Source organism: Winogradskyella psychrotolerans RS-3, assembly GCF_000427335.1.
GTDB classification, from domain to species: Bacteria; Bacteroidota; Bacteroidia; order Flavobacteriales; family Flavobacteriaceae; genus Winogradskyella; species Winogradskyella psychrotolerans.
In genome coordinates, this window is the sequence record NZ_ATMR01000124.1 from 39,481 (window position 1) to 55,598 (window position 16,118).

Genomic DNA, 16,118 nt, shown 5'->3' on the forward strand with positions numbered 1-16,118 from the left:
TTAAAAAAACAAAAGCATATTAGCCTTCAAAATAGTGTTAATACTATTTAAGGTTATTGATAATAGTTATAATAGGTAAGTTAAATCTTCTGTAAAATACAGAAAAAACTTAAATATCAAGTAGTTATTAGGTAAGGCGTGCTACAAAATTTCTGCGTTACTTATATCTTATAACTCTTCTTTAAGCGTCTGTAAAGTTGACTTTTGCTTTTCAACTTCGGCTTTTAAATTGATAATTGTATTGATTTTTGGATTATCGATACTAATCTCATTATCGTTAGCCAACCAAACTTTTATGTTTAAAACTCTCGATTCTTTACCTAATCCAAATTGAAGTAATGCGGTTTGATCACTGGCCAAACCTTCTCCTGTTACTAACCATTCGGTCAGCGTTTTTGTTGGAGTAGTTACGGTTACTTTAGCACCTTGTACGTTAACAGACTCTCCTAAATCTACTTGTAGATAATTATTAGTTCCACCTTTATTTATATAGGCTAATGCTGGTGTATCAATATTTACCCAAATCATATCTAAATAGCCATCTTGATTAAAGTCACTTACTAATGACGTAATAGCAAAGTGGGGATTTGTAAGTCCACTCGCTTCTTCGGTAGGTGCAAATGTTCCGTTTTCTTTTTGAATAAGAACACGACTCGGTAATTTGAATAATTTACTTGGAGGGAAGTCTACATAATTTTCGGCGACCATTAAATCTTGTAAACCGTCGTTATTAAGGTCTGCAAAAGTACAACCCCAAGCAAATTCGTAATCTGCTATTTTAGCTTTTTCTGCTACATCAGTAAATTTAAAATCGCCTTCGTTTTCAAATAACATCCATTTATCAGTAAATAAAGAGGTGTCTTTTATATCTCCTTGTGCAATCATATTTGGAAGTGTACTTCCTGTATTAGAGAACATAAAATCTACCAAACCATCATTGTTGTAATCACCCACAGCGAGTCCCATTGGATACGCAAATTTCTTAGTCAAAGGATTGGCTTTCATGGTAAAAGTTAAGTCTCCATTGTTTTTATAGGTACGTACCTCACCAGTATCATGTACCACCACTAAATCTTGCCAACTATCATCATCGATATCAACAAAAACACCTTGAAATGTATTATGCACATATTCTAAACCAGCAGATTTAGTAATACTTTTAAAAGTGTTATCTCCATTATTAAGTAACAATTCGCTTGTAGAACCGTAATTATAATCTTCAAAAATATTTTGCCCTTCCATAAATTCTTTTTTAAGGTAGGTAGCTAGAAATATGTCTAAATCTCCATCTTTATCGATGTCGCTTACTGTAATTCCGGCAGGATTAGATTTTTCATTAATTGGAGTATCAATAATAGTTTCTGTAAACGTTCCATTACTATTATAATAAATGTGAAGTCCGTCTTCTCGGCCTAAAATAATATCCGTAAATCCGTTATTATCAAAATCGGCAGAAACCACACCAACGGTCGTCGTTGTAGTTCCTTTTTTAGGCAAATTGACTTCCGAAGAAATATCTACAAATTCATTATTCCTATACGCAAAAATTGCATCTTCTTGTTCCATACCACCTCCAAAAAATACTTCATCTATATTATCATTATTAATATCAATTAACGCAGAAGGAGCAATAGGCAATGATTTTTTGCCATTATATTGATGCACAAAATCTAAAGGAATTGATGTGAATTTTGGGATTTCATTTTCCGCAATAGTTATATCGTATTTATCAGAAACTGAATCTCTCCAGAAAAAACCAACCAACACTAGAAGGAGCAGTAGTATGACAATACTTAATAGTTTTAAAAATTTCTTAATGAGTTTCATTTGATATAGTTTTTAGTTGGTAGAGTGATAGTGCAAATAAAATAAAGTGAGTTACATTCATTAGTATGGGTAACATATGCTTACCTACTGAAGGGATTAGTTTTCCTATAACTACCAATAAAACAAGTATGACAATGGGGTTGAAAATGGCCATCCATTTTTTATAATACGTGCCACCTTTTAGAATAGCAATAGCAAAAACAACAGAAAGTGTAGCTATAATTATACGAAGCGCTTTTACTAATACTTCCATATGATCCGTGTAATGTGCTAATAGGTTTTGGTATGTTGAAGGATCTATAGTATCCTTTAATTGCACAATATTACCTATTGAGGCTCTAGAGCCTATCCAAACTCCACCAACAGCAAAAGCAATAAAACCAATAGCTAAAACCAGTCTTGCTAAGGTTTCGTTACCCGATTTTAGCATTCTATATATATGTATGTATCCAGCAAAATAGAAAGGCAGTCCAATAACCGCTAAGAAATGTCCAGTGGTAAGATGCTCTAAAGCTACAAATTTGAAAAACTCATAATCCTCAGAATGTTCTAAAATGGAAGGTGAATAGTGTAGAAAATATTCGCCTAATCCTACAAGAATAGAGGCGATAAGACCTAGGTAGCCTAAAATTTTGGTTAGTTGCATTTAGTTTTTAATGGGTTGGTTTTTGAATTTGTCGAGAACTGTTAAAATTCCTTTCAAAAAAAATAAATGTCTGTATATAAGTTGGTTGTGGGTAGTTTTAATCCACGGTAGAAGAAGTACTTTTAATTTATGGTGTAAAAAGACTTGGGTTGTCTTTCAGTGCTGTAAGTGTGGACGTGTATCCTAAATTAAAAATAGCATCTACATTGCTCATTCCAAAAGTGCCATAATTCACTAAGTCTTTAGGACTTATTACCAAATCACAATCTGTAAATTTACTCGTAGATTCTGCTGTAACTTTAATTTTATAAGCGCGTTCTATTACTGAGTAAGAGTGTTTTAAGTCCTTTATGCTAATCTCTTTTAAAGGATTAACAAATACACCTATAATTCTATCACAGTCTTTTTTTAAGGGTTCTACAGGAAAATTATTTAAAGTTCCTCCATCGACATAAAATTGTCCATTAATTTCGGTTGGTGTAAAAACACCCGGAAATGAGGCGGAAGCTATAATAGGTTTTATGAGTTGTCCTTTGCTAAACATCTTAGACGTTCCATCAATAATATTTGCTGCAGGAATGAATAAAGGCTTTTTTAAATCATTAAAATTATCTTTCGGAAAATATGTTTTGAGGTCTTCATAAAAATTGTCAGAATTTAAAAATCCAGGCTTATTTCGCGCATACCTTTTAGTGTGAAAAAGCGGTATAGTTTTAAAGAACGTTAATATTTCTGACCAAGGTACACCAGCGGCATAAAGGGCTCCTACAATAGCACCAGAACTTGTGCCTGCAATATGTGTAGGAAAGATGCCGTGTTCTTCTAGTGCCTTAATGACGCCTATATGTGCTGCTCCACGAGCACCACCACCAGAAAGTACTAATCCTATATTCATGTTACAAAGGTACACGGTTGGTTGTAAATGTATAGTGATTTTTGTTATTTCAATATAAAACAGAGAATGTTAGGGATAACGTCTTATTACAAATCAAATAAATTAGGTAAAAACATTGATATTTCTGGGATATAGGTTATTAATAGCAAAACAATAATCATTATTAATAAAAATGGAAGTAGCGGTTTTATAACTTTAGAAACTGAGACTTTGGCGACACCACTACCTACAAAAAGTATAGTTCCTACGGGTGGTGTACATAAACCAATACAAAGATTTAATACTAAAATAATTCCAAAATGCACAGGATCCATTCCTAACGCAACAACTACAGGTAAAAAAATAGGGGTAAATATGAGTACAGCGGGTGTCATATCCATAAAAGTTCCTATGATTAATAAGACGAGGTTAATGACTAAAAAAATGACGATTTTATTACTGAATGACTCTATTAAAAAACCACTTATTAGCTCTGGAATCCCTTCAAAAGAGAACAACCAAGACATCGCCATAGACGTGCAAATTAAGAACATAATAACAGCTGTTGTTTTTGCGCTTGTTAACAATATGGCTGGGAAATCTTTTAAGTTAACGTCACCATAAATTAAGGCTAATACACCAGCATATAAAACGGCAATAGCAGAAGCTTCAGTAGCAGTGAATATGCCTGAAACAATGCCACCTACTACAATAACCAATAACAGTAAACTAAAAAAAGCTTTTCTAAAATAGGTCCAAATTAAAGCTAAAGGCACACGCTCACCCTTAGCGAATTTTCTTGTTATGGCTACAAAAGCAATGTAAGCCATCAAGGCTACACCTAGCAAAATACCAGGTAAATATCCGGCTATAAATAACGCAGCTACAGAAGCTGTTCCTCCACTTGCTAAAGCATAAACAATTAGAATATTACTAGGTGGTATCAATAATCCTGTGGTCGATGAGGTGATGTTTACAGCGGCACTAAATTCTCTCGGATAACCTTCCTCTTCCATACTATCTGTCATAATACTTCCTATGGCTGAGGTTGCAGCAATGGCTGAGCCCGAAATGGCACCAAATAACATAGATGATAAAACATTAACATAAGCTAAACCACCAGGTAAACTGGCTACTAAAGACTTCGCAAAATTAATAAGTCGGTTGGCAATACCTCCTTGTTTCATTATTTCACCTGCAAGTACAAAGAATGGGATTGCTAATAACGCAAAACTATCAATTCCGGTAGTCATTCGTTGGGCAATAGTTGTTAAGCCTGGCATTTTATCAATATTAAGCAATAAACTCAATGTCGTGGAAATACCAATACTGTAAGCCACAGGAACTTTTAACATTAACAACACAAAAAAGCTGACAAATAAAACGAGGATGCTGATGACTTCTATACTCATAATTAATCGGTTATGTCGTTAGTTCTGATTTTTGCAAAATGATAAATTGAAAAACACATCATAAGCATGCCGCTTAGAGGTAAAATGGCGTAAATGTAGCCTAGGGGAATGCGTAAGGTTCCTGATAATTGTCCTAAATGCAAAGTGGTGTAAACTAAATTTAAACCACCGATAACCATAATAAAAAGCGCAAATAAGAAGACGCAGATTTCAATAAATATGAGCGTTTTCTTTTGAGATTTAACGCCCATTTTCTGATAAAGAAAATCCATGGATAAGTGCTCTCGTTTTGCACTGAGATAAGCGGCACCTAATATAGATATCCAAATCAGTGAAAAGCGCGCCAATTCTTCCGTAAATGTAAATGAGGTATTTAAAATATAGCGTGAAAACACTTGTAGTAGCACATCAACAACTAATAATCCGAAAATAGAAATCAATACAATTTCTATGAATTTGCATACTTTAGTGAAAAGAATATCTGCTGTTTTCATACTTATTGCTTTTGAATGTTATTTACAATGGAACGCATTTCAGGATGGTCTTTCATAAAGTTTTCTAAAACCGATTTTGAATGTACTTGAAACAACGATTTTTCTGGAATTATAATTTCTACGCCAGCGGCTTTTGCAATGGCCATAGATTCTTCAACTGATGCATTCCAAAATACTTTTTGAGCTTGAGCCGATACTTCAGCAGCTTCTTGAACCCATTGCTTTTCTTGGTCCGATAATTTGTTCCAAAACTTAGTGCCAATAAGTAACACATCAGGAATAGAAGCGTGTTGGTCTATTGTATAATATTTGCTAACTTCATAATGATTAGAAGACACAAAGGATGGCGCATTATTTTCGGCACCATCAACCACTCCTTGTTGCATGGCAGTATAGAGTTCTCCAAAAGCCATTGGTGTTGCAGAGCCTCCCATACTATTTATCATATTTATAGCCATTTGATTGTTCATCACCCGTATTTTCAATCCTTCTAAATCTTCAGGTGTTCTAATGGCTTTTTTTGTTGTGTAAAAATTCCGGCTTCCTGCATCGTAATAACATAAGCCTCGTAACCAAAATTGACTTCCTTTTTCTAAAATCGATTTTCCAACGTCACCTTCTAAAATATCAAATTGATGTTGTTTGTCTTCAAATAAATAAGGAATGCCAAATACGTGATATTCTGGTACAAAGTTAGATAAGGTAGCTGCGCTCACTTTGGTAATAGCCACACTTCCTATTTGTAATAATTCCAGCACTTCTCGTTCTGAACCGAGTTGACCATCTGGAAATATCTTGACATCTAATTTGCCGCCAGATTTTAATCGTAATGATTTTTGAAATTCTAAAATACCTTTATGTACAGAATGGGTCTGTGGCATATTATGCGCCAAATACAAGGTTGCAATAGCTTTATCATCTTTACAACTTTGTAGAAAGAAGAAGAATGTTAAGATAAAAAACAGACGGTTTTTCATGGTGTTAATTTTCAAAATTGAAATAGTTGACAGCGTTGTAATAACAGATATCTTGAATCATTTTACCAAGAAATTCAATATCATTAGGGACAAGTCCGTTTTTAACATCCTCTGCAATTAAGTTACATAGAATTCGTCTAAAATATTCGTGTCTTGGGAAAGATAAAAAGCTACGACTATCCGTTAACATACCCACAAACCGACTTAATAAGCCCATATTTGAAAGTGTGTTTAACTGTTTTTCCATACCATCTTTCTGGTCTAAAAACCACCAACCAGAACCCCATTGCATTTTTCCGGGAATGCCTGCTTCGCTATAATTTCCCATCATGGTGGCAAATACTTCGTTTTGAGAGGGATTTAAGTTATAGGTAATGGTTTTTGATAATGAATTTTCAGCATCTAATTGATTAAATAATTTAGACATGGCTTGTGCCTGATTAAAATCGCCAATAGAATCGACACCTGCATCTAAGCCTATTTGATCTAATAATTTACTGTTATTGTTTCTCAATGCGCCTAAATGAAACTGTTGTACCCAACCTTTGGCATGATACATTTTACACAATTCAAATAAGATACACGATGCAAAAACATTGGCTTCGTCTTTAGTGATTTCTGTTTGAGATAAACGTTTTTGAAAGATTGCATCTGCAGCTTCATTCGTAAAATCGAAAGCATAAATTTGCTCTAAGCCATAATCTGAAAGTCGACATCCTAAGGTGTTAAAAAAGTCAACGCGATGTTGAATAGCTTCTAATAATTCAGTTAAGTTTGAAATTGGAAATCCAACTGTTGAGGCTAGTTTTTCAATATAACTGATATAGCTATCCGCTTCAATTAAAATTAAATTATCGGGTCTAAAAGTTGGTAAAACTTTGGTAAAGAATTCTTTTTTTCTAATTGTTTTATGATGTTCTAAGTTATCTGTAGGATCATCAGTAGTACAGATAACCTCAACGTTCATTTGTTCTAATAACTGTGCAGGAGTTTTATTTTCTAAGATTGAATTTGCTTTTTCATAAATAGCTTCTGCTGTCGATGGTTGTAAAAGATTAACAATATTAAAATACCGTTTGAGTTCTAAATGCGTCCAATGAAACAGAGGGTTCCTTAAGGTGTAAGGAACCGTTTCTGCCCATTTTAAAAATTTTTCTTTCTGTGTTGTTTTATCACCTGTTATAAAAGCTTCTCCAATACCATTAGCACGCATACCACGCCATTTGTAATGGTCGCCATTTAACCAAGCTTCCGTTATATTTTTTATAGGTTGGTCTTCAGCAATGCGTTGTGGCGATAAATGATTATGATAATCAATAATCGGTAAGTCTTTAGCATACTGATGATATAGCGTTTCTGCAATGTCAGATTGTAATAGGAAATTAGCTCCTATAAAAGGTGATTTACTAGTCATTTTGAAAAGTTTTCTATGTTATAACGAACGTCTAATACCGAGTTCTAAACCACGTAATTCAGCCAAACCACGTAAACGCCCAATGCCTGAATATCCTGGATTGGTTTTCTTTTTTAAATCATCTAACATTTTATGACCATGATCGGGTCTAAACGGCATTCTAAGGTCTGTTCGTCCTTCCTCAATACGCTTTTGTTGTTCTTTAATTAGCGCTTTCATCACGGCATACATATCTACATCGCCATCTAAATGATCGGCTTCATGAAAATTACCTTCAGCATCACGTTTAGTAGCCCGTAAATGAATAAAGTGAATACGCTCACCAAGGCGTTCTACCATTCCTGCTAAATCATTATCAGCTCTTACACCGAAAGAACCTGTACAGAATGTTAGTCCGTTGTTGTGAGAAGGAACCGCCTCGTATAAATCCACGATATCTTGTTCTGTTGAAACCACTCTTGGTAAGCCTAAAATTGGAAACGGTGGATCATCTGGGTGAATACACATTAGCACACCAGCTTGTTCTGCAGCCGGAATAATTTCTGAAAGAAATGAAAACAGATTTGCTTTTAATTCTTTCGGACCGATGTTATTGTAGGTCGCTAAAATAGCATTGAATTCTTCTAAAGTATAACCTTCTTCAGCACCAGGTAAACCTGCAATAATATTCCGGATTAAAGTTTTTTGTTCATCAGCAGAAGCCTGCTTCAAAAATTCAGCAGCAGTTTGTTTTTGAACATCCGAATAGTCATGTTCTGCACCAGGTCTTTTTAATAAATACAATTCAAAAGCTGCAAAAGCTGCTGCTTCAAAACGTAGGGCAGTAGAACCATCAGAAACTTCATAATCTAAATTGGTACGTGTCCAATCTAAAACGGGCATAAAATTATAGCATACGGTATCAATGCCACAGGCACCTAAATTTAATAAGGTTTGTTTGTAATTATCAAAATATAACTGATAATCGCCCGACTTTGTTTTAATGTTTTCGTGGATAGGCACAGACTCTACAACAGACCATGTAAGTCCAATGTTTTCTATAACTTCTTTTCTTTTGTTGATCTCTTTAACCGTCCAAACCTCTCCATTTGGAATATGATGTAATGCCGAAACAATTCCTGTGGCTCCTGCTTGTTTTATGTCTGCTAAAGAAACAGGGTCATTTGGTCCGTACCAACGCCATGTTTGTTCTAAATTTTGTCTCATTTTATTATTTTTTAAACGCCACTATAGGCTAAAAATCCACCGTCAATTGGTACTACAACTCCTGTTACAAACTTTGCACCTTCACCACATAGCCACAATGTTGTGCCTATTAAATCTTCAGGTTCTCCGTAGCGACCCATTGGTGTTTGGTCAATAATTTGTTGCCCTCGTTGTGTTAAACTTCCGTCTGTATTGGTTAGTAATGTTCTGTTTTGATCGGTTAAGAAAAATCCTGGTGCTAAGGCGTTAACGCGGATGCCAACTTTAGAAAAGTGCACCGCTAACCATTGCGTAAAGTTAGATACAGCGGCTTTTGCTCCACTGTAAGCAGGTATTTTTGTTAAGGGTGTAAACGCATTCATAGAAGAAATATTTAAAACAGAACACTCGTCTCTGCCAACCATATCTGTTGCAAAAACTTGTGTAGGAATTAAAGTTCCTAAGAAGTTAAGGTTGAATGTAAATTCTATTCCTTTTGGATCTAAATCGAAAAAAGTTTTAAAGCCTTCTGTTTTATTTGCTAAATCTTCTAATTCTAAAAAGGGATTAGAAGTTGTTCCTAAAGGATGATTTCCACCTGCTCCATTTAATAAGATGTCAACTTTACCAAAAGTATCATTCACAATTTTCTTGGCGGCTTCTAAAGAGTCTTTCTCTAAAACATTAGCCATAACTCCAATAGCTGTTCCTCCAGAAGCATTAATTTCATCTGCTACTTTATCCGCTGCCTCTTTTCTTAAATCTAAAACAGCAATTCTGTTTCCTTGTTTTGCAAGAGCCATAGCTAAAGTGCTACATAACACACCGCCTGCTCCTGTTAATACGATTACTTTATTCATTATTAAACGTCTTAGTTTGTTCTTAAATTATTTTTTCGTGTACGCACACACAAATATAATGATAGTATTTTGTGTGCGTACACAAAAATGTATTTGTTTTTATTAAATTGCCATGATTTAAAGCAGCATATTTAATGTATAAGTTTGCATCAGATAGATTGAGATATTTTAAAATATGATTACAATTAAGGATATAGCGAAAGAGGCCAATGTTTCAGAGGGAACTGTGGATCGCGTTATACATAACAGAAGTGGTGTTTCTAAAAAAACCGAGGCCAAGGTTAAAAAGGTTTTAGAGCGTCATAATTTTAAAGTAAATCCTGTAGCAAGTGCGCTTGCCATGAAAAAGAAGCATCAAATTTCAGTGTTAATTCCTGAGCATAATGATTCTGATTTATTTTGGAAATCACCATACTTAGGGGTAATTAAGGCTGCTGATGATGTTAAGAATTTTGGTGTTCAGGTAAATAGTTTCACATTTAATCAATCTGACGCGAAATCTTATTTAAGCGCATTTGAAGATGTATTAGAAACAGAGCCTTCAGCTGTTATTATGGTACCTAATTTTTCTGATGAAACGAAGCAAATTATAAACCGATTAGAAGCACTTAATATTCCATATCTATTTCTAAATATTGATATAGAGGGCTTTAATAATATGGCTTATGTTGGTCAAGATTCTTATACTGCTGGTTATATTGCCGGAAAATTAATGCATTTTAATAATCCGCAACCTTGTGGGTTTTTAATTATTCAATCGAGCCAAAATATCACTAAAAACAACGCGATATCTAATAGGGTTAAAGGCTTTAACGATTATTTTTTGAAAAATGAAATTAATTCAATTCCGCAGACTTTAAAAATTGAAGATATCAATAACGTGCTTGAGGCAAAGGAAGTCATTAATTCATATTTGCAAACGCATCCTCAAATTAAGGGTGTATTTGTACCATCGAGTAGAATTTATAAAGTAGTAGATTGTATTCAAAAAAATCGTTTACAGCATTTAGAACTTATAGGGTTTGATAATACACCTCAAAATACAGCGTGTTTACTGAATGATTCGGTTTCGTTTTTAATCTCTCAAAAGCCGTTTGACCAAGGTTATAAATCTGTAAGATTATTAACGGAGTATTTAGTTCAGAATAACCTACCAGAGCAGAAAATTTATCTTCCCATAGATATTTTAATCAAGGAAAATGTTGAATATAATGGGCGTGATGAATTTATTTCTTAAGATGACATCTCAATAAAAAAGATCTTACTATTCTACATTGAATAGTGGATTTAATGATAAAAGATTGTTTGAATAATGATAACTATTATTCAAACAATCTTTTAAATCTTACACTAGACTTATTCCTTTATAAATTTAGTGCTAGTCGTTTTTCCATTTGCTTTCAACTTAACAATATATACACCACTTTTTAAATCAGTAATATCAATTGTTTGGTCATTTCTGTTAGGGGTAACAAATAAAACCTCTTGTCCTAAAACATTATAGAACTTTATTGAATCTAAAATTTCAGAAGATTTAACGGTTAGATTATTAGTCGCAGGATTTGGATAGAGTTTAAAATCTGCAAAATTATTTTGAGAAACACTAAGTACTTCTGAGTCTGATACGTAGATGTTGTCTAACTCGAAATCATTTTCTGAGTCAGGTAAAGGGTCTACGCTTCTAAATACAAAGATTTCACTAATAGTTGTTAAACTAAAACTCCCTGAGTCTGGTACAAAATCAGCAAATGGAATAGACATGAAATGCCATTGACCATCATTACTAAAACCATAGATATTAGATGCCGGATCTATAAGTACTTTTGATGTTACTCCGTTACCTCTCATTCTTAAATAAAAAGAAGTACCAGAAGTAGTTTTCATTGCAATATTATAATGAGTAAAAGCAGAGAGATCAACTATGGTATCATCTGTATTAGCTGCATTTCTTGGAAAGAAAATACTATGTAAATAGCTCGTGCTCCCGTCATAAGAAAGTAGATAGTTTTCAGTGCCTTCATAAGGTGCTGTTGTCGGCTGCGATACAGATAATGCACCAGATGCATTAACATACCTTAAAGAGTTAACACCGGCACCAATACTTCCGTCTTCAGTGTAAATTGCATACGTACTTTGAGCATGTAAAAATGCAGAGATTAAAAGGATTGTAATAAATGTAATTTTTTTCATAATGAATATTTTTATTGATTATTTATATCCTGAAAATTAGCCTTTAAAATTACTATTTGGTCTTCTAATTATACGTCTTTGGGGTGTCTTATGTGTTTCTCTTTTTAAATTTATAAATGTGATTAATATCAATTTATAATCAAGTCATTTATTATTCTACAAGTTCAAAATGAACTTTTTGATCATTAATAATAACATAGAAATCACCAGACTCTAAATGTCTATTTCCTTGGCTATCTACAAAACTCAAATCTCTTTCAGGTTTAATTTCAAAACGATAGACTACTTTTTCGCCAGCCTTAATACTCTTTTTTTCAAAATGCTTTAACTCTTTTATAGGTCTAGAAATAGATGCAAAAGGATCTTTTAAAAACCATAATACGGATTCTTTTCCATCAAGATTTCCAGAATTAGTAACTTCGACTTCGGCTATTAGAGTTTGGTCTTTAGTGATTTTTTTAGAAGATAATTTAATAGCACTATAATCGTATGTTGTATAACTTAGACCATGGCCAAACCAATACAATGGATCTCTAGGAATATCTTGATAATGCCCTAATGTTGGTCTAGCAGCTTGACGCATATTATAATAAATAGGAATTTGACCTGTTGTTTGTGGAAACGTCATCGGGAGTTTTCCTGATGGATTGTGTCGTCCTGAAAGTAGACCAGCAACAGCAGGTCCTGCCATTGTTCCTGGTTGCCAAATTTCGACAATAGCATCTGCCATTTTCTCTAACCGAATTAATTCTAAAGGTCTTCCGCTAGAAAGCATTAGAATAATGGGTTTGTTTGTTTTGCGCAGTGCTGCAACTAAATCTTCTTGAATTTTAGGCAGAGCAATTGTAGAACGAGAACCATTTTCTCCACTCCAATGTCTTTTTTCTCCTAAAAATAAAACGATAGCATCCGAATTATTTGCGGCTTGTAGTGCAGCATCGAAACCACTTGTGTCATCTCCATCGTAATCACAACCTAAGGCGTAGTTTAAAGTAGCTTTATTTTTAAACTCTTTTTCTAAGCCTTCATATATGGTTTTTACATCTTCTGGTCGTCCCATACCTTCCCAAAATCCCATAATATGAACAGAGTCTTTAACCATTGGGCCTATTATGGCCAAATTTTTATACTTAGATGTAATAGGAAGTGTTTCATTTTCATTCTTAAGTAATACAAAAGATTCAGAGGCGAGTTCTTCTGCCACTTCTAAATATTCAGGAAGAAGGTAACGCTCTTCTTCTGAAACCACATCGACGTAAGGGTTTTCAAACAAGCCTAGTTTCATCTTCACTCTTAATATGCGTCTTACAGCCTCATCGATGGACTCCATTGGTACTTTTCCTTCTGCAACAAGTTCTGGTAAATAGTCTACATAGGCATTATCTACCATATCCATTTCTATTCCTGCCATAAATGCCTTTTGCGTTGCTTCTTTTAAATCTTTAGCAACACTTTGTTCTACGAGGTTACGTACCGAACCCCAATCCGAAACCACAAATCCATCATGTTTCCATTTTTCTTTTAATACTTCTGTTAAAGTATAATGATTTGCAGAAGCCGGAATACCAGAAATATCATTAAAACCACTCATTAAAGTGGCTGCACCAGCATTAACTCCTGCTTCAAAAGGTGGCATAAAAGTTTCCCATAAGGTTTGATTTGAAACGTCGCTATAATGATAATCGCGTCCTCCTTCAGATAAACTGTAGCCTATAAAATGTTTTAAGCAAGCTGCTATTGTATATTTTTCATTCAAATTAGAACCTTGATAGCCTTGAACTGCAGCAACAGCGAATGCAGAATTGGCATACGTATCTTCGCCATAACCTTCTGAGACGCGTCCCCAACGTGCATCTCTAGCAACATCTACCATAGGTGAAAAGGTCCAATCTAAGCCAGAAAGCCAACTTTCTTTAGCTGTTATGGCACTAGATTCTCTAACGAGTTCTGTATTCCAAGAAGACGCTTGTGCTAACGGAATCGGAAAGATGGTACGGTAACCGTGGATAGCGTCAAAACCAAATATGATAGGAATTCCTAATCGGGATTCTGTCATGGCTTTTTTCTGAATTTGATTTCGGTATTCAGGATTCGTACTTCTATAAAGTAAAGAGCCAATCTCAGGGCTAACTTCTCGCATTTTTTCCCCAATATTATTTGGGTTTGCGTTTTTACCGTATGTCCACTGATTCATTTGCATAATCTTTTCGTCTAAGGTCATTAGACTAATAAGGTGTTCAATACGGTCTTCTATAGGTGCGTTTTTATCTTTATAATCAGAGGTGTTATTTTTAGTATTTTCAGCACAAGTGATCATTATTATTGCCGATAAAGCAAAAATTATTTTTTTCATTTGAGTAATTTTTATAGATTTAGATATAGGGTCTAAGATGTTTAACCTATAATTGAAAAACCTATGAAGTTTTATTTTCATAGGTTTTAATAATGGTTTTATCATTAGTTATTAATTACCAGCGCCGAGATATTCAACCGCATTAACAAATATGGTATTACCTGTTTCGTTAAGCATATAACCGGTTGGAGAAGACATAAACATTCTTTTTCCTGAGGCAGGAATCGCTCCATCATAGCATTCTGTATTTGCTTCCCATTCTACAATGGCAACCTTTGTTCCGTCAGAAGCTAAAAGCGTACCATTCCCTACATCAGAGACTAAAACAGAATGAAAACCACCAGCAGTAAGAATAGATCCCGTGTTGTCTGATGTTAAGGTTACATCTGTAAAAATTGGGTGTTCAGGTAAATTAGCATCTAAACTATTACCTCCACCTTCATCGACATCTGTACTATTAAAGAGTTGTAACCTAGAACTTCTGGCCGTATAGGCATTCATGTTAAGTACAGGTGTTGACACGGTTGCCCAAACGTTTGCAAGAGCACTGTTGTCTCCACCAATATTAACACTGTTTGTGTTTCTGGTGATTATAACAACATCAAAATTATTTAATTGATTGGCGCCACCAGCATCTAGATTATTAAATTGTCCGTTTATGGCTTGTACAGTATGTCCAGCTTCTTCAAGAATAGTGATAAAACCTTGATCTCCATCCACACTATCAGTAACTAAAACCACATCAAAAGGTCCTCCAGAATTACACGGTTCTGGTATCGCACCAGCAACAAGGTATTGTACCGCATTTAATAAGATGGCGTCTCCGACTTCGTTTAACATATAACCTGTTGGTGAAGACATAAACATTCTTTTTCCTAATGCAGGAATGGCACCATCATAAAATTCAACATTTGCCTCCCATTCAACGATTGCAACTTTGCTGCCATCAGAAGCGATTAATGTGCCGTTACCAACGTCAGAAACTATAACGGTATGAAGTCCACTACCAGTAAGAATGGTTCCGGTATTATTTCCTGTTAAAGTAATTCCACTAAATATAGGGTGTTCAGGGATATTTGCATCCAAACTGTTGCCTCCACTTTCATCTACTTCAGTACTATTAAAGAGTTGTAGCCTAGAACTTCTAGCTGTAAAAGCATTCATATTTAATACAGGAGTTTCAACGGTTGCCCATATTGTTGCTAACGCACTATTATCTCCACCAATACTTACACTGTTTGTGTTTCTAGAGATAATAACCAAATCGAAGTTATTTAATTGGTTGGCTCCCGTAGAGGTTAGGTTATTATATTGCCCTTCTATGGCTTGCACTGAGTGCCCAGCGTCTTCGAGTACCGAAATAAATCCTTGATCTGCACTAATATTATCTGTTACCAAAACAACATCAAAATTTCCATACTCGCCACAAGGCACATCCACAGGTCCTGAATTGGGATCTTCTTCAACAAATATTGAAAATGTAAATATCTCTGTGGTATTGTCAACATATTTAACAAGAAGTTGTGCTTCAAATGTTCCGGAAGAATTGTAAGTCACCGTTACATTTGGATTTATTGATGTTGCTGGTGTACCACCTTCAAATGTCCAATCTGTTGTAATTGATTTGGTAGAAGAACTTGTAAAATTAGTAGAGGCACCAAATTCTAAACTAGAATTAGAAACACTAGCTGTAGTTTCTCCTGCATCGTATAATGTTACTTCCCTAATATCATCTTCACAAGATAGATTAAGTACTGTGAAACATATAATAAAATAATAGAGTTTGCTGAATTTTAATTTTTTAAACATCATAATAATCCATAATTAAGGTGCTACAAAGATTGTAAATTACATGCACTCCAATGATTATAATTGTTTCTCTTTAG

General features: G+C 34.4%; 13 protein-coding genes. 1 reads left to right on the forward strand and 12 read right to left on the reverse strand.

Going from position 1 to position 16,118, the window contains the following annotated elements:
- Window positions 1-168: 168 nt before the first annotated feature.
- The 9 genes from ADIWIN_RS11970 to ADIWIN_RS12010 all read right to left on the reverse strand — a co-directional run bounded on the left by ADIWIN_RS11970 (window position 169) and on the right by ADIWIN_RS12010 (window position 9,689).
- Window positions 169-1,827: an FG-GAP repeat domain-containing protein gene (locus tag ADIWIN_RS11970; protein ID WP_051155456.1), complete on the reverse strand. Its 1,659-nt coding sequence runs from the start codon at window positions 1,825-1,827 to the stop codon at window positions 169-171.
- Window positions 1,814-2,473, reverse strand: a complete 660-nt coding sequence (locus tag ADIWIN_RS11975; protein WP_020897435.1) for a DUF6796 family protein — start codon at window positions 2,471-2,473, stop codon at window positions 1,814-1,816. The genes ADIWIN_RS11970 and ADIWIN_RS11975 overlap by 14 nt, the downstream gene beginning before the upstream one ends.
- 127 nt (window positions 2,474-2,600) lie before the next feature.
- Entirely contained in the window at window positions 2,601-3,368 is a 768-nt protein-coding gene (locus tag ADIWIN_RS11980; protein ID WP_020897436.1) for a patatin-like phospholipase family protein, read from the reverse strand.
- A gap of 86 nt (window positions 3,369-3,454) precedes the next feature.
- Window positions 3,455-4,759 carry a TRAP transporter large permease gene (locus ADIWIN_RS11985; protein ID WP_020897437.1) on the reverse strand — a complete coding sequence of 435 codons (1,305 nt, stop codon included), beginning with the start codon at window positions 4,757-4,759 and terminating at the stop codon, window positions 3,455-3,457.
- A gap of 2 nt (window positions 4,760-4,761) precedes the next feature.
- Window positions 4,762-5,253 (reverse strand): TRAP transporter small permease, encoded by a 492-nt coding sequence (locus ADIWIN_RS11990; protein WP_020897438.1) that lies wholly within the window; start codon window positions 5,251-5,253, stop codon window positions 4,762-4,764.
- A gap of 2 nt (window positions 5,254-5,255) precedes the next feature.
- Window positions 5,256-6,230, reverse strand: a complete 975-nt coding sequence (locus tag ADIWIN_RS11995) for a TRAP transporter substrate-binding protein (protein WP_020897439.1) — start codon at window positions 6,228-6,230, stop codon at window positions 5,256-5,258.
- Between the two features lie 4 nt (window positions 6,231-6,234).
- Window positions 6,235-7,644 (reverse strand): glucuronate isomerase, encoded by a 1,410-nt coding sequence (uxaC, locus tag ADIWIN_RS12000; protein ID WP_020897440.1) that lies wholly within the window; start codon window positions 7,642-7,644, stop codon window positions 6,235-6,237.
- 18 nt (window positions 7,645-7,662) lie between these two features.
- On the reverse strand, window positions 7,663-8,850 hold the full coding sequence (uxuA, locus tag ADIWIN_RS12005; protein WP_020897441.1) for a mannonate dehydratase: 1,188 nt from the start codon (window positions 8,848-8,850) through the stop codon (window positions 7,663-7,665).
- A gap of 11 nt (window positions 8,851-8,861) precedes the next feature.
- Window positions 8,862-9,689: an SDR family oxidoreductase gene (locus ADIWIN_RS12010; protein WP_020897442.1), complete on the reverse strand. Its 828-nt coding sequence runs from the start codon at window positions 9,687-9,689 to the stop codon at window positions 8,862-8,864.
- A gap of 175 nt (window positions 9,690-9,864) precedes the next feature.
- On the opposite strand from ADIWIN_RS12010, the gene ADIWIN_RS12015 reads away from it, so the two are divergent.
- Window positions 9,865-10,926 (forward strand): LacI family DNA-binding transcriptional regulator, encoded by a 1,062-nt coding sequence (locus tag ADIWIN_RS12015; RefSeq protein ID WP_020897443.1) that lies wholly within the window; start codon window positions 9,865-9,867, stop codon window positions 10,924-10,926.
- Window positions 10,927-11,045: 119 nt separating this feature from the next.
- Here the strand turns inward: ADIWIN_RS12015 and ADIWIN_RS12020 are convergent, their stop codons facing one another.
- The 3 genes from ADIWIN_RS12020 to ADIWIN_RS19655 form a co-directional block, all read right to left on the reverse strand.
- The gene (locus ADIWIN_RS12020) at window positions 11,046-11,879 is read right to left on the reverse strand and encodes a T9SS type A sorting domain-containing protein (protein WP_020897444.1); all 834 of its coding nucleotides are present in this window, start codon (window positions 11,877-11,879) and stop codon (window positions 11,046-11,048) included.
- Window positions 11,880-12,030: 151 nt separating this feature from the next.
- Entirely contained in the window at window positions 12,031-14,232 is a 2,202-nt protein-coding gene (locus tag ADIWIN_RS12025) for a glycoside hydrolase family 3 N-terminal domain-containing protein (protein WP_040757256.1), read from the reverse strand.
- A 111-nt stretch (window positions 14,233-14,343) separates the two neighbouring features.
- Window positions 14,344-16,044, reverse strand: coding sequence for a PKD domain-containing protein (locus tag ADIWIN_RS19655; RefSeq protein ID WP_051155457.1), 1,701 nt, complete (start codon window positions 16,042-16,044; stop codon window positions 14,344-14,346).
- Window positions 16,045-16,118 lie beyond the last annotated feature (74 nt).